The following is a 22,581-nucleotide window of genomic DNA, read 5'->3' as shown; positions in this document are numbered from 1 at the left end:
CCCCACTCTCGCATTGCCCCAGCCCCAAATCGATAGCGCCGCGCGGACGCGGCTTGACCCGAATGGGCTATCTTGCAACTCGCGGGAGGCGCGTCTTCTCAAGCCGTGCACAGTCAGCGCATCAGGTCGGATTCAGGGCATCTGTTGTAAAATGGATACGCGTTGGTCAGGCGTTCGGCGAAGGCTCGTTGGCCACGTCCAGCAACTGCGACCGTCGGACGCGCTCGCGATGCGCGGTGTAGAGGCCAGAGGCGACGATGAAGCCGGCGCCGAGGATGGTCCAGCTATCGGGCACTTCGCCGAAGATCAGGAAGCCGAGGATGCTGACCCACAGTAGCTGCGTGTAGGAGAACGGCGCCAGCACCGAGGCATCGCCGTAGCGGAACGCCAGCACGACGATCCACTGTCCGACGGTTGACGCGACGCCAATCAGGATGCCGAACATGATGTCGTGCCAGGTCGGCGTGACCCAGACGAACGGCACCAGCGCGCTGACGATGGCGACGCCCACGATCGACGAATAGGTCATCACCGTGATCGGACGTTCGCTGCCGCTCATCATGCGCGTCAGGATCAGGGTGGCGGCCCAGGCCAGCGCCGAGACGAGCGGGAAGACAGCCGCTGGATGGAAGGCGCTGGTGCCCGGCCGCAGGATGATGAACACGCCGGCGAGGCCGACCGCGGTCGCGACCCAGCGGCGCATGCCGACCTTCTCGCCGAGGAAAGCGATCGACAACGCAGTGACGAACAGCGGCGAGACGAAGCTGGTGGCCGAGGCCTCGGCGATCGGCAGGAAGCCGAGCCCCGTGATGAAGATCAGGGAGGAGCCGAGCAGCGCAGCGCCGCGCAGCACGTGCAGGCCGGGGCGGCTGCTGCGCAGCGCGAACAGCGGCGAGCCCGGCAGCATCGCCGGCGTCATGATCAGCGCGAACACCAGGAAGCGGATCCAGGCGATCTCGATCGAAGGCAGCGACGACGACAGATATTTCGCGGTGACGTCGGAGGTGCCCAGGAACACGGTCGACAGCAGGATCAGCGCAATGCCCTTGAACGGCCGGTCGGTGTGGGCCGGCGCCTTGCGTGCAACGGACGTTTTCGCGGGCAATGCAAGAGGAACGCTGTCCAGCCTGGCGGCTACGGCGGGGGGCGGTGTCACGGCAATCTCAATGAGCAAAATAAGGGGAATCTGCTGTTCGTACAGAACGCCAATTCCGCTGCGAGAACAATGCCCGAAAACGGGACTCCGATATGCACCAGCGCGCGCGACCGCCCGCCGCAGCCGGTGCGCGGCCGCAACCGCAACAGTTTGTTAAGAACTGTGTGGAGCGGAGCTTCTCGTGAATCCTCGAACTAGAGCATCGGCAGCGAGCGCGGCTTTGGCCCGCGCGGGAACGCCGCATCGAGCGCGGCGATCTCGTCGCCGCTGAGCTTGAGCGTTCCCGCCACGGCATTCTCCGCCGCGTGGTCCGCGGTCGACGCCTTCGGAATCGCGAGCACCGGCGGCAGCCGCGTGAGAAAGCTCAGCGCGACCTGGCGCGGCGTCGCCCGGTGCGCCTGCGCGATCGATTGCAGCACCGCACCTGACTTGCTCGACGGGGACGGAAAATCATTGTGGCCGAACGGTGAGTAGGCGACCACGGCCACGCCATGCCGCTCGCACCACGGGATCACGGCGTGCTCGATGGCGCGCTCGCGCAGATGGTAGAGCACCTGGTTGCAGGCGATCTTGCCCTCGCCCGTGACATCGCGCAGTTCATGGAGATCGTCTGCGTCGAAATTGCTGACGCCCCAGGAACGGATCTTGCCGGCCGCGATCAATTCGTCGAACGCCGCGACCGTCTCGGCGAGCGGAGTGGTTCCACGCCAGTGCAGCAGATAGCAATCGAGGCGATCGGTCTTCAGCCGCTTCAGCGAGCGCTCGCAGGCGGTGATGGTGCCGCGCCGCGACGCGTTGCTCGGCAACACCTTCGAGACCAGGAACAGCTCGTCGCGGCGGCCGGCGATCGCGTCTGCAATCACGAGTTCAGCGTCGCCATACATCTCGGCGGTGTCGATATGCGTCATGCCGGCATCGATACCGCGCTTCAGCGCAGCGATCGCCGCCTTGCGGTCACCGCGATCGAGATACCAGGTGCCCTGCCCGATTACCGAGACTTGCGGGCCGTTGCTGCCGAATTTTTTTGTCTGCACGATCGCCTCGTTGTGCGTGGGTCGCCTCTCGCCCCATACGACGATAGAGGAAATGGGCAGCAATGTCTCGTCATCGTCGCCCCGGCGTAGGCCGGGACTCATCACCACAGGGGCAGATGCGAAAGCAAATTGCGGTCGCAGCGTCGTCCGGTAACGTAGATTTGGGGTTATGCCTCGCGACCTCGCCGGGACGACGGCGGACCGTAGCTAACCGTCGATCCCGCTGATGTCGGCGACCAGCACCGTGCCCGTCACCGATTCCGTGATGTAGAGGCGGTCGCGGCTGGCGCCCCCGATCGCGACATTGGTGCAGCTTGGTCCGGCGCAGGACTTGATGCGCGCGATGCACTCGCCGTTCGGTGCGAACACGAAGACGTGGCCGAGCGAGGCGTGGGCCACGAACAGCCGTCCCGCTTTATCCATCGTCATTCCGTCGGGTCCACTCGTGCCGAACAGCGAGCAGAAGCGCCCGACCTTGGAGACGCTTCCGTCCTTCATGAACGGCGCGCGCCAGACCGCATTGTCCCGCGTCATGGCGACGAACAGCACCGCCTCGTGCGGATCCAGTACCAGCCCGTTCGGGCTGATGCCGGTATCGATCAGGCAGTCGAGCGCACCGCTCGCCCGCAGACGATAGACCCGGCCGGTCGGATCGTGCAGCCCGGTCTGACCCTGGTCGGTGAAATAGATGTCGCCGTTCGAGGCGATGTGCAGGTCGTTGCAGCCGCGGAACGATTCCGAATTGCGCGAACGCAGCAGCGGCGTGACCTCGCCCGATTTGGCATCGAGTTCCATCAGCCCGTGCCGGTAGTCGGCAATCAGGATGCGGCCCTTCGCGTCGATCTTCAGCCCGTTCGGCCAGCCGTCATACTCGGCGACCTGCGTCCATGACTTGTCCGGCGCGATCCTGAAGATGCGGCCGAACGGAATGTCGACGATGTAGAGATTGCCCGACGCATCGAACGACGGCCCCTCGATGAAACAGTCGGTCACCGCGCCCGGCCGGTTGGCGTCGGCCCATTCGCTCGCCACCTTGCGGCGGAATTCGGCGGGCACAGCAGAGAAGATTTCGGTCGGGATCAGTTTCGGCGGCGTTTCCAGGAACATCATTTTGGGCTCGCACTCGTTGGCAAACGGGTGCGACCATAGACGGAATCGACTGAGCGGCCAAACCTCCTCACGCGTCATTGCGAGGAGCGAAGCGACGAAGCAATCCATTCGCGCCGCCTGTATGACCGATGGATTGCTTCGCTGCGCTCGCAATGACGTGGACGGATCGTTGTGCCGGTCGCCAGTGGTGGCTCAAGGCGACTCCCTACTCCGCCGCCTGCGCCCCATAGGCCTCCGAAATCATATAGCCGGACAGCGTGCCGTAGGCCGCGGTCCATGCCGCGGCGACGTCAGGTGTCCAGGCGTCGCCGAGCCCCTTCTCCAGCGTCCACAGCAACGCGCCGCCGACCACCGGATAATGCTCGGGCCTGGCGCCGTAGCCGACATGGCGCTTGGCGAGCACACTCGCGGCCGGAAGCACCGACGGCAGATTGCTCAATCCATTGACGACGACGGCAAGCGTTGCCATCAGCTTCTTGCGCTGCTCGGTCATATCGGAGGGAAACATCTCCTTCACGCCGGGCGCGACCTCGAACAGGCGGTCATAGAAGATGACCGCCGCCTGCTCCGACATCGGTGCGACCTTGGCGAAGGTCTGCTGGACGAGCCTGACCTGGTCTTCCGTCATGTGTGCCTCCGTGCACGCTGCTTCCTCGCCGCGCCATTGCGGCGAGGCAGAAAGACTGTTCACGTGAGCCGAGGGCTGCTCATGCCGCCTCGACGAAGCTGTGGCGCTCATAGAGGAATTCGAGCACGCGCTGCCGGCATTTCAGATAGCCGGGGTGGGTCGCGAGCTCGAGCCGTTTGCGCGGACGCGCCAGCGGCACCTCGAGCACCTCGCCGATCCGCGCGCTCGGGCCGTTGGTCATCATGACGATACGGTCCGACAGCAGCACGGCCTCGTCGACGTCGTGGGTGATCATCAAGATGGTGTTGCCGAGCTTCTGGTGCAGCGCCATCACCGAATCCTGCAGATGCGCCCGGGTCAGCGCGTCGAGCGCGCCGAACGGCTCGTCGAGCAGCAGCACCTTCGGCTCCATCGCGAGCGCTCGCGCGATGCCGACGCGCTGCTTCATGCCGCCCGAAATCTCGCTCGGCCGCTTGTCCCTGGCGTGTGCCATCTGCACCAGGCTGAGATTGTGCATGACCCAGGCATTGCGCTCGGCCTTGCTCTTGGTCTTGGCGAACACCTTGTCGACGCCGAGCTTGACGTTCTCGTAGACGGTCAGCCACGGCAACAGGCTGTGGTTCTGGAACACCACGGCGCGATCGGGCCCCGGCGAGTTGACCTCGCGATCCTCCAGCAGCACGCCGCCATTGGTGGCGCCGGTGAGGCCGGCCACGATATTGAGCAGGGTCGACTTGCCGCATCCGGAATGGCCGATGATCGAGACGTATTCGCCTTTCCCGATCGTCAGGCTGATGTCCTTCAGAACCTCCGTGGTGGTGCTGCCGCGGGTGAAAACCTTGTCGATGTGATCGAGCTTCAGATAGGCCTGCATGACTCGTCCCTCAGTTTGCAGCCGTGCCGCGGGTCACGACTTTGCCGAGGCCCGCAATGAGCCTGTCGAGCACGAAGCCGATGATGCCGACATAGAACAGCGCCAGGATGATTTCGCTGATGTGCGAGGAATTCCACGCATCCCAGATGAAGAAGCCGATGCCGACGCCGCCGATCAGCATTTCCGCGGCGACGATCGCAAGCCAGGACAGGCCGATGCCGATGCGCAGGCCGGTGAACATGTAGGGCGCGGCCGCCGGGATCATGATCTTGGTGAAGAACTCCAGCGGATTGAGCTGCACGACCGCGGCGACGTTGCGGTAATCCTGCGGGATGTTGCGGATGCCGACCGCGGTGTTGATGATGATCGGCCACACCGAGGTGATGAAAATGACGAAGATCGCCGAGGGCTGGCCGTCGCGGAACGCCGCGAGCGACAACGGCAGCCAGGCCAGCGGCGGGATGGTGCGCAGCACCTGGAACAGCGGATCGAGCCCGCGCATCGCCCAGACCGATTGTCCGACCAGCGTGCCGAGCGCGATGCCTGCGATCGCCGCCAGCGAGTAGCCGTAGGCGACGCGCTGCAGGCTGGCGGAGAGATGCCAGAACAGGCCCTTGTCGATGCCGCCATGGTCGAAGAACGGATCGAGGATCAGCTCTTTGGTATCCCTGAACACTTTGGAAGGCGGCGGCAGGCTGGAGCCGGCGCGCCGGCAGATCAGCTCCCACACCACCAGCAGCAGCGCGACCACGATCAGCGGCGGCACCACGCGCGCCGCGGTCTCCTTCGCCATCCTCGCATAGGCTTCTGCGCGCGGCGGGCGCTTCGGCGTCATGGTCACGACCGGCGCCGCGGCAGCGGCTGGCGGGATCGCCACCGCCGACACTTCGGTCTTCATGGCATGCATCGACATTGACAGACAATCTCCGTGGTCATGCGATGGGCCGCGCAGGCGAGCGCGGCCCTGTGAGAGTTCAGACATCGACGCGCTTGATGGACAGCGACTTCAGATAGGCGGCGGGATTCTCCGGATCGAAGACCTTGCCATCGAAGAAAGTCTCCTTGCCGCGCGAGGTCGAGGCCGGAATGTCGGACACCCCCAGCTCCTTGGCGGCCTCCTTCCAGAGATCCTCGCGGTTGACCCTGGCGATCAGTGCCTTGGTATCGAAACCCGCCTCATACTTGCCCCAGCGGATGTCCTCGGTGAGGAACCAGAGGTCGTGGCTCTGATAGGGATAGGACGCATTGTCCTTCCAGAACCGCATCTGCTGCGGCGAATTCTCGACCACGCGGCCGGTGCCGTAGTCGAACTTGCCCCTCATGCGATCGGTGATGTCCTCGACCGGACAGTTGATCCACTGACGCTTGGCGCAGATTGCCGCGGTCTCCTCGCGGTTCTCCATCTTCTCGCACCACTGCTGCGCTTCCATCACAGCCATCAGCAGCGCCTTCGCGGCCTTCGGGTTCTTGTCGACCCAGGCGGCGCGCAGGCCGAACGATTTCTCCGGATGCTTGTCCCAGAGTTCGCCTGTGGTGATCGCGGTGTAGCCGATCTCCTGATGGATCAGCTGCAGATTCCACGGCTCGCAGACGCAGAAGCAATCCATGGTGCCGACCTTCATGTTGGCCACCATCTGCGCGGGCGGCACCACGATGGTCTCGATGTCCTTGTCGGGATCGATGCCGCCGGCGGCGAGCCAGTAGCGGATCCAGAGGTCGTGCGTGCCGCCCGGGAAAGTCATCGCGGCCTTCACCGGCTTGCCGGAAGCCTTCTTCTTCTCCAGCGCCGCCTTGAACGGCGTGGTGTCGACGCCGACCTTGAGATCGGCATAATCCTTGGCGACCGAGATGCACTGACCGTTCAGATTGAGCCGCGCCATGATGTACATCGGCGTCGGCTGATTGTTCTGCGTCACCTTGCCGGCCGAGATCAGATACGGCATCGGGGTCAGGATATGCGCGCCGTCGATGCCGTTGCCCTCGGAGCCGAGCACGAGATTGTCTCGCGTGGTGCCCCACGAGGCCTGCTTCTGCACCTCGACATCGGGCATGCCGTATTTGGCGAAGATGCCCTTCTCCTTGGCGATGAACAGCGGCGAGGCATCGGTCAGCGCGATGAAGCCGAGCTTGGCGCCCTTCACTTCCGGGCCTGCGCCTTCAGCGAATGCACCAGCGGGAAAGTTGAACCTGGCCGCGGCGAGCAGCGCGGCGGCGCCGCTGCTCGCCTTCAGGAGCCGGCGACGGCTGATCGCATCGCCTGGGCGCTTGTTGATGGGTTTGGTCATCGGTCGTCCTTTGCGTCGTTGCGTTGCGGTGATGCGTCTGTGCGTCGAGCGCCCTCCGTCGGGTGGCGACGCGCGCAGGGCGCAAAAGGGCATGCACCGGGGAGGCCCGGACGAGCGGCGTCAGAAATCCGATGGGGTGGCCTCGAGGGACGACTTCAATGGCGTCGGAGCTTGACTATTCAAGCCTTGTGCCAAGCTACTGCAGTGCAAAAATCGATTTTAATGCAATGTTTTGCGCAACTTGTCGCGGCGCGCAGGGGTCGCAGCGCGCCGCCAAAAAATGCGACTCGCTCAATTCTTGTGCATCGCACATGAATTGAGCAGAGGGTTTGCTCGACAGCGATCAGGCGTCTTCGGCGACCTTGGTGCCGAGCGGCGCGGGCGCCATTCCGCCGCCGGGCTTCACATGGAATTCGTAGGTCATCAGGCTCCACGGACCATCCGAGCGCTGGCCGTCGGGCATCACGGGATCGGTGCGCCGCTCGACCTTGGCGATCAGCTCGTCCTTCACGCCGAACACGACGTCGGAGTCGATATATTTGTCGCCTTCGACGAACACATGCGTGATCAGCGGCTCATGGTCCTTGGCGTTGACCAGGAAGTGCACATGCGCCGGCCGCATCGGGTGACGGTTGGTCTGGGTGATCATCTGCCCGACCGGGCCATCGGTCGGGATCGGATAGCTGCACGGCACGATGGTGCGGAAGAAGAAGCGGCCGTCGGCATCGGTGATGAAGCGCGCCCGTGACGAGGGGCCTTCGCTGGCATAGCTCGGCTTCTGCGAGTCATAGAACCCGTCGTCGTCCGCGTGCCAGACGTCGACTGGCACATTGGCCAGCGGCTTGCCGTCAAGGTCGGTGACGCGGCTTTGCACGAACATGCGCTCGCCGGGCAGGCTTGCGGAGATGTCGGTGCCGTGCGGCGTCACCTTGTGCTCGCCGACATAGAACGGGCCGAGCACGGTGGTCTCGGTCGCGCCGTCGCGATCGCGGTGATTGACGGCATCGACCAGCATCGACACGCCAAGCACGTCGGACAGCAGGATGAATTCCTGGCGGATGTCCGTGCACTTCTGCCCGGTGCGGGTCAGGAAGCCGATGGCGTGGTCCCATTCCTCGAAGGTCAGATCGGTCTTGCGCACGTAATCGTGCAGCGACTTCACCAGTTCCTGCAGCAGGAACTTGGCCCGCGGATCGGGCGTCTGGTCGAAGCTGCGGATGACGGCTGTCGTGAGTTCGGTTTCGTTGAACTGGGTCATCTCGGCGTTTCCCGTATCCCTAGAGGGCGCGATTGCAGGGGCGAGCGTACACTACCGGCGAGGTGCCGGTAAGCGGCGGCCGATTGCTGCAGCGGACACTTTTCGGCTATCAAGGGCTGCCTCGCCAGCCGGAGAAAATGCCCGATGTTAGCTCCCACGCCTGCCTCACCCGAATCCGCGGGAATGTCGACCACCGCCCTCAACCGCCTCGAAGCGCATCTGAAGAGCCGCTACATCGATGCCGGCCGCTTTCCGGGCACCCAGGTCCTGATCTACCGCCGCAGCAAGATCGTGCATTCCACCGTTCAGGGCTTTGCCGATCTCGAGCGCAAGGCGCCGATGAAGGACGACACCATTTTCCGCATCTATTCGATGACCAAGCCGATCACCTCGGTCGCCTTCATGATGCTGGTCGAGGAAGGCAAGGTCGCGCTCGACGAACCGGTCGCCAAATATATTCCGGAATGGAAGAACCTCGGCGTGTTCGTCGCGGGCACCGCGCCGGCCTTCCTGACCCGCCCCCCGACGCGGCCGATGCTGATCGTCGACCTGCTGCGCCACACCTCGGGCCTCACCTACGGTTTCCAGCAGCGCTCCAACGTGGACGCAGCCTATCGCGAGAAGAAGATCGGCGAAGTCATCAAGGCCGGCACGCTCGACAGCATGATCGAGGACCTGGCCAAGATCCCGCTGGAATTCTCGCCGGGTGAAGCCTGGAACTACTCGGTCTCCACCGACGTGCTCGGCTATCTCGTCGGCAAGATTTCCGGCATGCCGTTCGAGCAGTTCCTGAAGGAGCGGATCTTCGAGCCGCTCGGCATGAACGACACCGACTTCTTCGTGCCTTCGGACAAGGCGCACCGCTTTGCCGCCTGCTATTCCGCCGACCCGCAGGGCGGCTTCAACCCGCTCGCTGCCGAGCGCAAGGGCACGCTGACCTTGCAGGACGATCCGGCCACCAGCTCGTTCCTGTCGCCGCCTTCGCTGGTCTCCGGCGGCGGCGGGCTGTGCTCGACCGCGGCCGACTATCTGACCTTCTGCCGGGCGCTGCTCAATGGCGGCGAACTCGGCGGCGTCCGGCTGCTCGGCCCGAAGACGCTGAGGCTGATGGCCTCCAACCATCTGCCGGGCGGCGTCGACCTGCCGGCGATGTCGCGCTCGATGTTCGCCGAGGCCGCCTATAACGGCATCGGCTTCGGCCTCGGCTTCGCCGTCACCATGCACCCGGCGCAGACGCTGATCGCGGGCAGCCCGGGTGAATTCAACTGGGGCGGCGCGGCGACGACATCGTTCTTCATCGATCCGGCCGAGGAGCTAATCACCATCTTCATGACCCAGGTGCTGCCGTCGAGCGCCTATCCGCTGCGGCGCGAGCTGCGCACCATGGTTTATGCCGCGATCACAGAGAGCAATCTCTGACCAAGGGTTGTTCTGCGGCGCACACCGTGCGCCACAGAATTTTCAGATAACCATCATTTGCTTTAGCGGAACCTTCCCGCCGCCCCTACGCTCACAGCGAAATGGGCGCCGCCCCGGGGACTTCGTGCCGAAACTGACATTGCCAGTGCGTCTCGCGCTTCTGGTCGCGGGGACGATGTTGCCGCTGATCGTTTTCGCGGTCGGCATCGTCTTCCACAATTACCAGCGGGATCGTCAGGCTGCGACCCAGCGCGTGCTGGAAACGGCGCGCAGCATCCGCCTGCTGCTCGATGCCGAAATGCAGCGCATGACCGGCGGGCTGCAGGTGCTGGCGTTGACCGACTCGCTGCGCGACAGCGATTTCGGCAATTTCCGCCGCGTCGCGACGGGCTTCCTCGACCAGTATGGCAAGGACGGCGTGGTGCTGGTGGCCGACCGCCGGGGACGCCAGGCGTTCTCCTCGCTGACGCCGGACACCGCGAGCCTGCCGCCGCGCAACAATCTCGAGATCGTCGAGAAGGTGTTTACGACGCGGCAGCCGCAATACTCCAACCTGTTCTTCGGCGAGGTGAAGCAGCAACTGATCATCACCGTCGAAGTGCCGGTGATCCGCGACGGCGAAGTGCTCTACGACATCTCCTTCAGCCCGCCGATCGAGGTCTTCCAGGCCATGATCGAGAAGCAGCGCCTGAACCAGGACTGGACCATCTCGATCTTCGACGGCGACGGTGTCAATCTCGCCCGCGTGCCAAACCCGCAAGCGACCATCGGGCAGCGCGCCTCGCCGACGTTGTTTGCCGAGATGTTCCGCCGCAGCGAGGCGACACTGCCGACGGTCTCGCTCGAAGGCGTCGCGCTGATCACCGGCTTCACCCGATCGCACGTCACCGGCTGGACGGTCGCCGCCGGGATCGCCGAGAACTCGCTGGTGGCGCCGCTGTGGCGCTCGCTCGCGATCACCAGCGTGATCGGCAGCATCCTGCTTCTGGTCGGCCTCGGCTTTGCGGTGCGGATGGCGACCACGATCGCGCGCGGCGAGATGCTGCACGACCTGCTGATCGAGGAGCTCAACCACCGCGTCAAGAACACGCTGGCGATCCTGCAATCGATCGCCACACAAACCTTCCGCAGCGCGAGCCGCGCCGAGCGCGACAAGTTCGAGGGACGGCTCGGTGCGCTGGCCGAGGCGCACAATCTGCTCTCGACCGACAAATGGCAGGGCTCCGACCTGCAGGACGTGATCAGCCGCGTGCTGCGGCCCTATCTGCTGAACGCCTCCGAACGGGTCAGGATGTTCGGACCCCGCGTGCCGCTGTCGCCCCGGCTTGCCTTGGTGCTGTCGATGCTCCTCCACGAGATGGCGACCAACGCCGCCAAATATGGCGCGCTGTCCAACGACACCGGCACGGTTACGCTGGACTGGGAAATCCTGGACGATGGCCCCGGACCGAAACTCCGGATGATCTGGACGGAGGCTGGCGGCCCTCCGGTCGCAGAACCGGTGCAGCGCGGTTTCGGCTCCCGGCTGATCGAGCGCAGCGCCCGCGACCAGCTGGGCGGCGAGGCCACGGTGGATTTCCTGCCCCACGGCGTCGTCTACACGGTGACCAGCACCCTCGAATCCGGCGACTGAGCGGGCAAATGCCCCTAAACCTGCGACATCTTGGCACGCAAGTTGCTAAGATGGGACAGGTTCGGCCGACCAGGACACCGGCCAAGAACAGGGGGAGTTCATGTCGACCATCGCCGCGGACGCTACAGTTGCACGCAAGCCGCTCTACACATCGCTGTTCGTGCAGGTGCTGGTCGCGCTGCTGCTCGGCATCATCATCGGCATGGCCGCGCCCGATTTCGCGATCGGGCTGAAAATCTTCAGCGATGCCTTCCTCAAGCTGATCTCGATGATCGTGGCGCCGATCGTGTTCTGCGTGGTGGTGCACGGCATCGCAGGCGCCGGCGACCTCAAGAAGGTCGGACGCGTCGGCGTCAAGGCGCTGGTGTATTTCGAGGCGATGACGACGGTCGCGCTCGTGGTCGGCTTGATCCTGGCCTATTTGTTCGGGCCCGGTCACGGCATGAACATCGATACTTCGACGCTGGATGCCAAGGCACTCGGCAACTATGCCAGCAACGCGCAGAAGCTGAAGGGCGAGGGCATCGGCAGCTTCCTGCTCAACATCATCCCGACCACCTCGTTCGACGCGCTGTCGCGCAACGACGTGCTGCAGGTCCTGTTCTTCGCCATCATCTTCGGCGTCAGCCTCGCGCTGGTCGGCGGCGAGAAGGGTGAGAAAATCTCCTCGTTCATCGACGCGGTCTCCACCGTGCTGTTCCGCGCCATGGGCCTGATCGTGCGCTTCGCGCCGATCGGCGTGCTCGGCGCCGTCGCCTACACGGTCGGCAAATACGGCGTCGGCTCGCTGAAGCAACTGCTGTCGCTGGTGGCGCTGTTCTACGTCTCGGTCGCGATCTTCGTGCTCGGCGTGCTCGGCGCCGTGATGGCGCTGGCCGGCATCAATATCCTCAAGTTTCTCGGCTACCTGCGCGAGGAGCTGATGATCGTGGTCGCAACGGCATCCTCCGATGCGGTGCTGCCGCAGGTGATGCGCAAGCTGGAGCATTTCGGCGTCAAGGATTCGGTGGTCGGCCTCGTGATTCCGACCGGCTATTCATTCAACCTCGACGCGTTCTCGATCTACCTGACGCTGGCGGTCGTCTTCATCGCGCAGGCAACCAACACGCCGCTGTCGTTCGGCGACCTGATGCTGGTGCTCGGCGTGTCGCTGATCACGTCGAAGGGCGCGCACGGCGTGCCGGGCTCGGCGATCGTCATCCTGGCTGCGACGCTCAATGCGGTGCCGAGCATCCCGGCGATCGGCCTCGTGCTGGTGCTGTCGGTCGACTGGTTCATCGGCATGGCGCGCGCAGTCGGCAATCTGATCGGCAACTGCGTCGCCACCGTCGTGGTCGCGGCCTGGGAAGGTGACCTCGACCGGGATAAGGCCCGTCGCGTGCTCGAGGGCACAGAGGCCGTCGACGTCACCGCGGGCTGACCCGCACGATACAGGGCCGGAGGCGTCCCGCGCATCGCGCGGGCCGCTGACTTACTTGATCAGCCGCAGATACGGCGGCAACTGCCTGGTCGCCGGTTCCTGCACTGATTCTTCCGACGCGATCATGTCACACAGTGCCTTCAGCTCGGAATCCGTCACCTTGTGCAGTTCCATCCGGAGCTCGAGGATGGCAAGGGACAACAGCCGCGCCGTCTCCGTGTTCGCTCGGTCAGTCAGAAACGCCTGACATTCTTCCAGGGTTGCCAGCAGCGCCAGCAATCGTTCTTCCGTATTTGCGACCGGCATATCTTCCACTCCCGAAGCCGCGAGGTAGAGTCGAGGTGTTCCCCTCTTCCGCTTCATTTGGCCTCTCCTGCCAGAGTTCGCCGGCTTTCCGTAGGCGCACAATTGTTTCTGATGATTCAGAACTTTTAGGCAATTGTCCAGCAACATTCCGAAAGCCTGACTTGGACTTACGGCAAACTTTTCGTATTTGCGGTGCTTCCGTCAAGCAACCGCAGACCGTCGCCGCGACCTCAGGATGCACTAGCTGGGGTTGCATCCATACTAGGACGCTCGTACAATATTGGCTGCCCGTAGAACTACGGGCGCAGTGCAATGCCGCCCAGTAAGCATGCGCGCAAAATCTGTGTCGATCAAACTCGCGCTAGTTGTGGTTTGGTCAATATTTTGCCAAATGTAGAGGGCGGGGTGTCGACAGACACCTCGGCGCGGTCGACTTCAGGTAGTCGACCGAGTCGGTACTTGGGTGCTTCCAATGCGCGCAAATGCGTTTGGATACCATCCCGCGATCTTCTTGGATTTCGTCGTTCGGACGAACTGACGATCCACTTGAGCTTAACGCGGTACATCATCAACGTGTCCCTGACCCGACCGGGCCAGGGATTCTCGATTTGAAGGACGGGTCACAAGAATGAACAGATCAGCAGCAAAGAAGATGAAGCAGCGCAGCGCCGGCAAGCCGGACATTGAGTTGGGCAAGCGGATCCGTCTGCGCCGTGTCGAGCAGAAGATCTCGCAGGCGGAACTCGGCGACAAGCTGGGCGTCAGCTTTCAGCAGGTTCAGAAGTACGAGAAGGGTGTGAACCGCGTCGGCGCCGCGCGCCTTCAGCAGATCGCGAGCGCGCTCGATGTGCCGGTGACCTTCTTCTACGACGGCGACAACAAGGCCCGCGAAGTCGAGAGCCTGCTGTTCCTCGATAGCGCGTTCAGCCTCCGGTTGCTGCGCGCCTACAGCAAGATCAAGGATCAGACCGTGCAGCGCCAACTGGTGTCGCTGATGGAATCGATCGCCGCCAACGAAGATTGAACGGCAGCACGGGTACGATCGCGACACCGCGAACGCGATCGACCAGAGCGAGCGGATCGGCCGCGACCGGTCATCGGGATCGCCACGCGCCGGTCGAACCGGGAAGATGTCAAAGCGCTGCCATCGGCGATGGCAGCGCTTTTTCTTCGTCCGTTCGGCGCCGCTAGCCCCGGGCCGGCAGGACGGTCACGGTAACGTTCTGACTGCAACCAAAACTTAACCAAGACGCAACGGTCTCGAGATAGATCATCACCTCCGAACGAACGCGCTGCCTTCCATTTTTTCGCGCAAGCGACGCAGTCCGGAGAATCGATATATGCAGAGACTGACACTCGTCGCCGTGGTTACGATGCTTGCGGCTCTGCCGGTATTCGCACAAACCGCGGGTGCGCCCGGCCCGACTGCAACCGTGCCGCCTCATCATGCGCTGTTGCCTGCGGCACCGGCCGCCCAGCCGGGCCAAGCCAAACCGGCCGCGTCGGCCACGGGCGCGGAAACGCGATCGGCTGCCGCGCTCGCGTTGTCGCGCGAGCCGACCTACGACCAGGGCAGCGCCCAACGCATTCGCGACGTGGTGAAGAGCTATTCCGATCTCGCCGCCCGCGGCGGTTGGCCCGCGATCCCTGCGGACGCGAAATTTGCGTTGGGTGTCCAGGGCGCCAATGACGATCTGTTGCGCAAGCGTCTGATCATCACCGGCGACCTTTCCGCCGACAAGGCCGCCGGCGCCTATGATGAAGTCCTGGCCGACGCCGTGAAGCACTTCCAGACACGCCACGGGCTCGCGGCGACCGGCACGGTGACGCCGCGGACGCTGGCTGCGCTCAACGTGCCCGTGCAGAAGCGGATCAAGCAGCTGGAGGCTTCGCTGGAGCGGCTTGAGCAGATGGATTTCCAGTTCGGGCAGCGCTATGTCGTCGTCAACATTCCCGCCACCTTCGCCGAGGCCGTCGAGGACGACAAGGTCGTGCGGCGCTACCGCGTGATCGTCGGCAAGACCGAGAAACCTTCGCCGACGCTGACGTCCGAGATCACCGACGTCATCCTCAATCCGACCTGGACGGTGCCGTCATCGATCACGAAGACGGAGATCGCGGCGCATATGCGCAAGGATCCGACCTACCTCTCGCGCATGCACATGGACGTGCTCGACGCCCACGACAACCCGATCGATCCGCGTTCGCTCGACTGGTCGGGCGATCACGCGCCGAACATCACGGTGCGTCAGCAGAGCGGCGCATGGAATGCGCTCGGCGCGGTCAAGATCGACATGCCGAACTCTTATTCGGTCTACATGCACGACACCAATCAGCACAGCCTGTTCAACGACGACTATCGCTTCGATTCGCACGGCTGCTCGCGCGTCGACAATGTCCGCGATCTCGCGGCATGGTTGCTGAAAGACCAACCGCAGTGGACCCGCGCTGCCATCGATGCCGCGATCACCACCGGACAGCGTCAGGACGTCCGCATGCTGAAGAAGGTGCCGGTAGCCTGGGTCTACCTCACGGCGTGGATGACGAAGGACCGGACCATCCAGTTCCGCAACGACGTCTACGACCAGGACCAGCAACTCCTCGAAGCCACCGCCGAGGAAGCTGCCTTCTTCAGCAAGGCAGCCGAACATCCGCTGACCACGCAGTAGAGCGCTTTTCCGCGAAGCGCGACCAAACGTCGCCACGTTTTGTTTGCGCCTCGCCAATCTGTCGCGCGGCCAATTGTCGCCCGCGCATGGAGCGACCTCACAACTCCCGCATTTCCTACGTTGAACCGCCGTCGCCAGAACCGAGTGTGCGTGCCTGTCTTTTTGTCGCAGCAACGAAGCGGCCACACGGACGTTTTCAGGCTTCAACCAAGGAGATCTCAATGAATATCAAGCTTGCAATTATTGGACTGGCCGCGCTCGGAAGCGCAGCGTTGATGTCCGGTGCGGCATCGGCGATGCCGAACGGGCTTCCGCAGGCTAGCCACATCGCAGGCGAATCGTCCAATGTCGACAAGGTGCGCCAGGTCTGCGATCGCTGGGGCCGCTGCTACTGGCAACCGGGCTACGGCTATGGACCGCGCCATCACGGATGGCATCATCGTCCGCACTACTATCCGCGCCATCATCATCACGGGCACCGCCATCACGGCGGGCATCATGGTGGCGGCCATCACGGCGGACATCGGCGCTAGTCGTCCACGAGGGGGCTTCGGCCCCCTCACCTTTTTTGTTAGAGCGCCGCCAGCACGGCCTTCGCGACATCGGCTGTGCCGTTGCTGCCGCCAAACTCGAACGGCTTGATACCACCGGCATAGACCTTGTCGACGGCACGCTCGATGCTTTCGGCAGCTTCGGCGGCGCTCTCGAGGCAGTGCTTGTCGGCGAGCCAGTCCAGCATCATCGCTGCCGACAGGATCATCGCAGTCGGGTTGGCCTTGCCCTGCCCCATGATGTCGGGCGCCGTGCCATGACACGGCTGAAACACGGCGTAGCGGTCGCCGATGTCGGCCGACGGCGCCATGCCCATGCCACCGATCAGGCCGGCGGTGAGGTCAGACAGGATGTCGCCGAACATGTTCTCGGTCACCATGACGTCGAAGTCCCACGGGCGCTTCACCAGCGCGGCCGCAGCAGCGTCGATGTAGAGGTGATCGGCCCTGACGTCGGGATGACGCTTCGCGGTCTCGTCGAAAATGCTCCGGAAGAACGCGAATGCCTTGAACACGTTCGCCTTGTCGACGCATGTCAGCCCGCCACCGACGCGGCCGCGCGCCTTGCGGCGTTCGGCAAGCCGGAACGAGAAATCGAACAGCCGCTCCGAGGTCCGGCGCGTGATTACCATGGTCTCGCGCGCCTCGCTGTCGGTAACGACGCCCTTGCCCATCGAGGCGAACAGGCCTTCGGTCGATTCTCTGATCACGACGAGGTCGATGCCCTTCTGATCGGCGCCGACGATCGTGCTCGGCACGCCCGGGATCAATCGCGCGGGCCGCACGCCGGCATAGAGATCGAAGATGATGCGCAACTCGATCTGCGGCGCGATCTCGGTGTTGTCGGGATAGCGCACCCACGGCAGGCCGCACGCGCCGAGCAGGATCGCGTCGGCCTCCTCGCACAGCCGGATCGTACTCTCCGGCATCGACCTGCCGGTTTGCTTGTAATGCCCGGCGCCGGCCGGCGCCTCGGTGAAGCGGAATTTAAGGCCGGACGACGGCTCGATCCTGCGCAGCACCTCGAGTGCCGGCGCCATCACCTCGGGGCCGATGCCATCGCCACCGAGAACTGCGATGTGGAGTGCGTCGTTGGCGGCCATGGAAATCTCCGGGATCGGCAGGGAATATTGCACCCGTCGTTGCGAGCGAAGCGAAGCAATCCATGCCGCCGCTTGCGGAGAGATGGATTGCTTCGTCGCTTCAGTGCAAAATTGCTCTGCAATTTTGTCACGAACTCCTCGCAATGACGAATGGGCCGGGCCGCGTTACGGCGTCAGCACGGCGCGGCCGACGAGCTGGCCCTTCTGCAGATTGGTCAGCGCCTCGTTTGCCTTTGCCAGCGGCATCGGCGTGACCGGGATCGCCGAGATCTTCTTGGTCCGCACCAGATCCAGCAGCTCCTGCGTCTCGCGCAGATTGCCGACATAGCTGCCCTGGATGGTGACCGCCTTGATTGGGATCAGCGGCAATGCCCAGGTCGCGCCGCCGCCGAACAGGCCGACGATCACGAGCTTGCCGCCCTTGGTCAGGCAGTCGAAGCCGAGCTGCGAGGTCTGGGCGTTGCCGACGAGGTCGATCGCGGCGCGGATCGGCTGACCCGCCTTCTTGATGAGCTGCTCCAGCGCGTCGGGCGCCTTGCCGTCGACGGTGGCGAGCGCACCGGCAGCTTCAGCCGCCTCGCGCTTCCTGGCGTCGATATCGACCACGATCGCGCCCTTGCCGCCCATCGCCTTCAACAGCGAGAGCGCCATCAGGCCGAGACCGCCGGCGCCGAAGATCACGATCGGGGTGTCGAGATCCTTCTCGACCTTCTTCAGCGCGCTGTAGGTCGTGACCCCAGAGCAGGCGTAAGGTGCGGCCGTGACCGGATCGAGCCCCTTGAGGTTGAGCAGATATTTCGGATGCGGCACTGTCATGTGATCGGCATAGCCGCCATCGCAATAGACGCCGAGCGCGTTCGGCTTGATCGCGCACATGTTCTCGTCGCCGCCGAGGCAGGTCGGGCATTTGCCGCAGCCGAGCCAGGGATAAGCCAGCGTGACGTCGCCGATTTTGAGGCCGCCCTTGTCGGCGTCCTTGACGTCGGGGCCGAAGGCGACGATCTCGCCGACCGTCTCGTGGCCCATCGTGCGCGGCAGCGAGACGCCGCGGTCCTTCAGCGACAGCGGCTTGCGGCCATGGCCGAGATCATAGCCGCCCTCCCAGATATGCAGGTCGCTGTGGCAGACGCCGGCGGCCTTCACCTTGATCAGCACCTGGGTGCCGGACGGCTGCGGCGTCGGCTGATCGACCTCTTTCAAGGGGGCGTTGAAATCGACGACCTGGAAACTCTTCATCGCTGTTCTCCCGAAGCTTGTTCTTGCGGCGGACCTTGCCACGCCTGCCCGCCCGGGACAAACGTTCAAGACCCCCATATTCGAGCAAGCCGCCATGCAGCTCGTTCGAAGGCCAACGCGCTACCATTCAGAGGCGTGAGTATTCAGATCAGTGGATGATGGCAAGCCGCGAACTGGCCGGGCGCAACCACGCGCAGTTCCGGCACTTCGCTGGCGCAGCGCGCATCGGCGCGCGGGCAGCGGGTGCGGAAGCGGCAGCCCGACGGTGGCGCGATCGGCGACGGCGGCTCGCCGACCGGCACGCTCGTGGTCGGCCGGACATCCGGATCCGGCACCGGAATCGCCTCGATAAGCAGCGCGGTATACGGATGCGCCGGCCGCGCAAACAGCTGCTCCGACGGACCGACCTCGCAGAGTCGGCCGAGATACATCACCGCAACGCGATCCGAGACCGCCTTCACCACGGCGAGGTCGTGGGCGATGAACAGCAAGGTCAGGCCGTAGCGCGCCTTCATCTCCTCCAGCAGATTGAGGATTTGGGCGCGGATCGAGACGTCGAGCGCGGACACCGGCTCGTCGCAGATCACGAATTCCGGGTTGAGCACCAGCGAGCGAGCGATGCAGATGCGCTGGCATTGTCCGCCGGAGAATTCGTGCGGCAGACGTCCGCTTACCAGCGCGGGATCGAGCCCGACCGCCGACAGCACCTCGCTGACGCGCCGCTTGCGCTCCTCGGGATCCCTCACGCCCGCGATCACCAGCGGCTCGGCGACGATATCGCCGATCCGCCGCCGCGGATTGAGCGATGCAATCGGATCCTGGAAGATCAGCTGCACACGCCGGCGCATGTTGCGCAGCGCCTCGCCCTTCAAGGTGGTGAGATCGTGGCCGTCGAACAGCACCTTGCCGGAGACCGCCTGGCGCAATTGCAGCACGGCGCGGCCGAGCGTGGACTTGCCACAGCCGGATTCGCCGACCAGCCCCAGCGTCTCGCCGCGCGCGATCTCGATGCTGACATCGGAGACGGCATGGATGGTCTTGCCCCCGACCGAATATTCGACGACGAGATTTTCCACCTGCATCAGCGGATCGGATGCGACCTGCAACATCATGCGCCACTCCCCGCCGCGAGCGGATGGAAGCACGCATAGAGATGCTCCAGTGTCTCGGCCGGACTGAGCCGCGGCTTCTCGGTGCTGCAGCGCCCGGCGGAATAGCGACAGCGCGGCGAGAACGAGCAGCCTTTCAACGGCCGGGTCGGATCCGGCGGCCGTCCCGAGATCGCCGGCAACGGCGTATGCGGCGGCACGTCGAGCTTCGGCAGCGCGGCGAGCAGCGCCTCGGTGTAGGGCATCCGCATCTGCTTGAACAGCGCAGGCGTCGGCGCGCGCTCGACGACCCGCCCCGCATACATCACCGCGACCTCGTCGGTGCGGCCGGCGACCACGCCGAGGTCATGCGTGATGATGATCATCGCCATGTGGCGGCGCTGCTGCTCGCGCGCCAAGAGATCGAGAATCTGGGCCTGGATCGTGACGTCGAGCGCGGTGGTCGGCTCGTCCGCGATCAGAAGCTGCGGCTCGCAGGACAGCGCCACCGCGATCGCGACGCGCTGGCGCATGCCGCCGGAGAGCTGGTGCGGATATTGCGCCAGCCGCTGCTCGGGCGCGGGAATGCCGACCGCCGCCAGCAGCTCGGTGCTGCGCTGCCTGGCCTGGGCAAGATCGAGCTCGAGGTGCTCCTGAATGGTCTCGATCAGCTGGGTGCCGATGGTCAGCACCGGATTCAGCGAGGTCATGGGATCCTGGAACACGACCGCGAGCGAGCGGCCGCGCAGCTTGCGCAATTTCTCCGCCGACAGCGTCGTGAGATCCTGGCCGTCGAACATCACGCGGCCGGACAGCCTGGCCTTCTTGGGCAGCAGCTGCAGGACGGCCCGCGACAGCATGGTCTTGCCGCAGCCGGATTCGCCGACAATGCCGAGCGTCTTGCCGGCGCCGACGGCGAGATCGACATGATCCACCGCCCGCAGGTTGCCGCGCGGCGTCGGCAAGTCGACTACTGCGTCCTCGACCGAAAGCAGCGCCCCGCTCATAGCGCGCCCTGCCTCGGGTCGGTCAGCGCGCGCATCGTATCGCCGATCAGGTTGAAGGAAAGCACCGTCAGGAACATCGCAATCGCCGGAATGAAGGCCAGCCGCGGCGCCACATCGAGGCTTTCACGCCCCTCCCCGATCATGCTGCCCCAGCTCGAGATCGGTGGCGGCACACCGAGGCCGAGGAAGGACAGCGAGCCCTCGACCACGATGGTGACGGCAACGCCGAGCAGGAAGAAGGCGATCAGCGGCAGCAGCACGTTGGGCAACAGCTCGCGCAGCAGGATGTGCGCATGGGTGGCGCCGAGCGCCTGCGCCGCGATGACGAATTCGCGCCGCGCCAGCGTCAAGGTCGCGGCCCGCGCCACCCGCATGAAGGCGGGAATGCCGAGCACGCCGAGGATGCAGGTCAGGTTGAAGATCGACTGGCCAAGATAGGCGGTGACCGCAAGTGCCAGGATCAACGGCGGGAATGCCAGCAGCACATCCATGCTGCCGACCACGAAGGATTCGAAGCGGCCGCGGAAATAGCCGGCGAGGATGCCGAGCGCGCCGCCGATCGTGACCCCGATCATCGGCGCGCAGAGGCCGACGATCAGCGAAATCCGCGCGCCATAGATCAATCGCGCCAACTCATCCCGGCCGAGGCCGTCGGTGCCCAACCAATGTTCGGCCGAGATCGGCGCCCGCCGCTCCAGCATGTCCATGTCGGTCGGGCTCGGCAGCGGCAGCAGGTCGGCGAAGATCGCGACCGCGAACACCAGCACCGTCCAGCCGATCGCACACCAGAACAGCGTGCCCAGCCGGCGCCTCCGCTGCACTGGCGCCGCTTCGGTCTCGTCGAGGCTGAGCTCAAGCGTGGCCATGGCGGATCCTCGGGTCGAGCACGGCGTAAAGCAAGTCGACGATGAAGTTCATGATCACAAAGCCGGCGGCGACCAGCAGCACCACGCCCTGCAGGATGATGAGGTCGCGGGTATAGATCGCGCCGACCAGTAGGCGCCCGATCCCCGGCAATGCGAAGATCGATTCGACGATCACGGCGCCGCCGATCAGCCGACCGATGTTGATGCCGGTGATGGTGACGAGCGTCAGCGACGACGGCTTCAGCGCATGCACGAACAGGATGCGCGACGGCTTCAGGCCCTTAGCCTTGGCGAGCGCGATATAGTCCTCCTGAAGCGCTGCGATCATATCGGAGCGCAGCACCCGCATGATGCCCGGCCATTCCGCGAGCCCGAGCGTCAGTGCCGGCAGCACCATGAAGCGCAGGTTCGCGACCGGGTCCTCAGTGAACGGCACGTAGCCGGTTGCCGGCAACAGGCGCAGCTCGACCGCGAACAAATAGATCAGGAGGATCGCGGACAGGAAGGTCGGTACCGACAGCATGCCAAAGGCCGTGCCGGTCATAAAGCGGTCGAACGCGGAGCCCGCCTTGGCGGCGCAGGCGATCGCGAGCGGCACGCCGATCGCAAGCCCGATCAGTTCAGCGAAAATCATCAGCTCGAACGAGACCGGGACGCGGTCGCTGACCGCCTGCCACACCGTCTGCCCGGTGCGGAAGGATCGTCCGAAATCACCCTGCAGGATGTGCCACAGCCAGCCGAGATAGCGCAGCCAGATCGGCTGATCGAGCCCCATGTCGTGACGCAGCGCCGCGACATTCTCGGGCGTCGCCTGGTCGCCGAGGATCACGTAAGCGAGATCGCCAGGCAATAGCGAGGCGATGACGAAGGTCAGCACCGAGACCGCAATCAGCACCGGCACCAGGTATAGGAGCCGGCGCGCGACAAAGAACAGCATG

Annotated in this window: 21 protein-coding genes; 6 read left to right on the top strand and 15 right to left on the bottom strand. The window is 64.5% G+C overall.

The window, feature by feature from the left end:
- Positions 1-166: 166 nt before the first annotated feature.
- The 8 genes from AKN83_RS29545 to AKN83_RS29510 all read right to left on the bottom strand — a co-directional run bounded on the left by AKN83_RS29545 (position 167) and on the right by AKN83_RS29510 (position 8,345).
- Positions 167-1,156 carry a DMT family transporter gene (locus tag AKN83_RS29545; RefSeq protein WP_050404613.1) on the bottom strand — a complete coding sequence of 330 codons (990 nt, stop codon included), beginning with the start codon at positions 1,154-1,156 and terminating at the stop codon, positions 167-169.
- A 194-nt stretch (positions 1,157-1,350) separates the two neighbouring features.
- A complete protein-coding gene (locus AKN83_RS29540) occupies positions 1,351-2,190 on the bottom strand; it encodes an aldo/keto reductase (protein ID WP_050404614.1) in 840 nt (279 codons plus the stop codon).
- A 207-nt stretch (positions 2,191-2,397) separates the two neighbouring features.
- Positions 2,398-3,300, bottom strand: a complete 903-nt coding sequence (locus tag AKN83_RS29535; protein ID WP_172803638.1) for an SMP-30/gluconolactonase/LRE family protein — start codon at positions 3,298-3,300, stop codon at positions 2,398-2,400.
- Between the two features lie 205 nt (positions 3,301-3,505).
- Positions 3,506-3,928, bottom strand: coding sequence for a globin family protein (locus AKN83_RS29530; protein ID WP_050404604.1), 423 nt, complete (start codon positions 3,926-3,928; stop codon positions 3,506-3,508).
- A gap of 79 nt (positions 3,929-4,007) precedes the next feature.
- Positions 4,008-4,802: an ABC transporter ATP-binding protein gene (locus tag AKN83_RS29525; protein ID WP_050404605.1), complete on the bottom strand. Its 795-nt coding sequence runs from the start codon at positions 4,800-4,802 to the stop codon at positions 4,008-4,010.
- A gap of 10 nt (positions 4,803-4,812) precedes the next feature.
- On the bottom strand, positions 4,813-5,715 hold the full coding sequence (gene ntrB / locus AKN83_RS29520) for a nitrate ABC transporter permease (RefSeq protein ID WP_050404606.1): 903 nt from the start codon (positions 5,713-5,715) through the stop codon (positions 4,813-4,815).
- 61 nt (positions 5,716-5,776) lie between these two features.
- Entirely contained in the window at positions 5,777-7,087 is a 1,311-nt protein-coding gene (locus AKN83_RS29515) for a CmpA/NrtA family ABC transporter substrate-binding protein (protein WP_050404607.1), read from the bottom strand.
- Between the two features lie 343 nt (positions 7,088-7,430).
- A complete protein-coding gene (locus AKN83_RS29510) occupies positions 7,431-8,345 on the bottom strand; it encodes a dioxygenase family protein (RefSeq protein ID WP_050404608.1) in 915 nt (304 codons plus the stop codon).
- 144 nt (positions 8,346-8,489) lie between these two features.
- Here AKN83_RS29510 and AKN83_RS29505 point away from each other — a divergent pair, with 144 nt between their 5' ends.
- From AKN83_RS29505 to AKN83_RS29495, 3 genes are all read left to right on the top strand, one after another.
- Complete coding sequence (locus tag AKN83_RS29505; RefSeq protein ID WP_050404609.1) at positions 8,490-9,764, top strand: serine hydrolase domain-containing protein; 1,275 nt, start codon at positions 8,490-8,492, stop codon at positions 9,762-9,764.
- A gap of 124 nt (positions 9,765-9,888) precedes the next feature.
- Complete coding sequence (locus AKN83_RS29500; protein ID WP_083992314.1) at positions 9,889-11,397, top strand: sensor histidine kinase; 1,509 nt, start codon at positions 9,889-9,891, stop codon at positions 11,395-11,397.
- Between the two features lie 100 nt (positions 11,398-11,497).
- Positions 11,498-12,817, top strand: coding sequence for a dicarboxylate/amino acid:cation symporter (locus tag AKN83_RS29495; RefSeq protein WP_050405934.1), 1,320 nt, complete (start codon positions 11,498-11,500; stop codon positions 12,815-12,817).
- 51 nt (positions 12,818-12,868) lie between these two features.
- On the opposite strand, the gene AKN83_RS29490 is transcribed toward AKN83_RS29495, so the two are convergent.
- Positions 12,869-13,180, bottom strand: a complete 312-nt coding sequence (locus AKN83_RS29490) for a hypothetical protein (RefSeq protein WP_157113627.1) — start codon at positions 13,178-13,180, stop codon at positions 12,869-12,871.
- A gap of 571 nt (positions 13,181-13,751) precedes the next feature.
- Here AKN83_RS29490 and AKN83_RS29485 point away from each other — a divergent pair.
- From AKN83_RS29485 to AKN83_RS40065, 3 genes are all read left to right on the top strand, one after another.
- Positions 13,752-14,147, top strand: coding sequence for a helix-turn-helix domain-containing protein (locus tag AKN83_RS29485; RefSeq protein ID WP_094194089.1), 396 nt, complete (start codon positions 13,752-13,754; stop codon positions 14,145-14,147).
- 316 nt (positions 14,148-14,463) lie between these two features.
- The gene (locus tag AKN83_RS29480) at positions 14,464-15,792 is read left to right on the top strand and encodes a L,D-transpeptidase family protein (protein WP_050405932.1); all 1,329 of its coding nucleotides are present in this window, start codon (positions 14,464-14,466) and stop codon (positions 15,790-15,792) included.
- Between the two features lie 221 nt (positions 15,793-16,013).
- Positions 16,014-16,325 carry a hypothetical protein gene (locus AKN83_RS40065; RefSeq protein ID WP_050405931.1) on the top strand — a complete coding sequence of 104 codons (312 nt, stop codon included), beginning with the start codon at positions 16,014-16,016 and terminating at the stop codon, positions 16,323-16,325.
- Positions 16,326-16,363: 38 nt separating this feature from the next.
- Here AKN83_RS40065 and AKN83_RS29470 read toward each other — a convergent pair whose 3' ends face one another.
- From AKN83_RS29470 to AKN83_RS29445, 6 genes are all read right to left on the bottom strand, one after another.
- Entirely contained in the window at positions 16,364-17,446 is a 1,083-nt protein-coding gene (locus tag AKN83_RS29470; protein ID WP_050405942.1) for an isocitrate/isopropylmalate dehydrogenase family protein, read from the bottom strand.
- A gap of 165 nt (positions 17,447-17,611) precedes the next feature.
- Positions 17,612-18,682, bottom strand: coding sequence for an alcohol dehydrogenase (locus AKN83_RS29465; RefSeq protein ID WP_050405930.1), 1,071 nt, complete (start codon positions 18,680-18,682; stop codon positions 17,612-17,614).
- A 143-nt stretch (positions 18,683-18,825) separates the two neighbouring features.
- Positions 18,826-19,794: an ABC transporter ATP-binding protein gene (locus tag AKN83_RS29460; RefSeq protein WP_050405929.1), complete on the bottom strand. Its 969-nt coding sequence runs from the start codon at positions 19,792-19,794 to the stop codon at positions 18,826-18,828.
- On the bottom strand, positions 19,791-20,777 hold the full coding sequence (locus AKN83_RS29455; RefSeq protein WP_050405928.1) for an ABC transporter ATP-binding protein: 987 nt from the start codon (positions 20,775-20,777) through the stop codon (positions 19,791-19,793). The genes AKN83_RS29460 and AKN83_RS29455 overlap by 4 nt, the downstream gene beginning before the upstream one ends.
- Positions 20,774-21,643, bottom strand: coding sequence for an ABC transporter permease (locus tag AKN83_RS29450; protein ID WP_063695584.1), 870 nt, complete (start codon positions 21,641-21,643; stop codon positions 20,774-20,776). The genes AKN83_RS29455 and AKN83_RS29450 overlap by 4 nt, the downstream gene beginning before the upstream one ends.
- Positions 21,630-22,580: an ABC transporter permease gene (locus AKN83_RS29445; RefSeq protein ID WP_050405927.1), complete on the bottom strand. Its 951-nt coding sequence runs from the start codon at positions 22,578-22,580 to the stop codon at positions 21,630-21,632. The genes AKN83_RS29450 and AKN83_RS29445 overlap by 14 nt, the downstream gene beginning before the upstream one ends.
- Position 22,581 lies beyond the last annotated feature (1 nt).

It is taken from the genome of Bradyrhizobium embrapense (genome assembly GCF_001189235.2).
Classification (GTDB): Bacteria; Pseudomonadota; Alphaproteobacteria; order Rhizobiales; family Xanthobacteraceae; genus Bradyrhizobium; species Bradyrhizobium embrapense.
The sequence above is the reverse complement of the archived record's forward strand: the minus strand, read 5'-3'. Positions and strand labels throughout refer to the sequence as shown.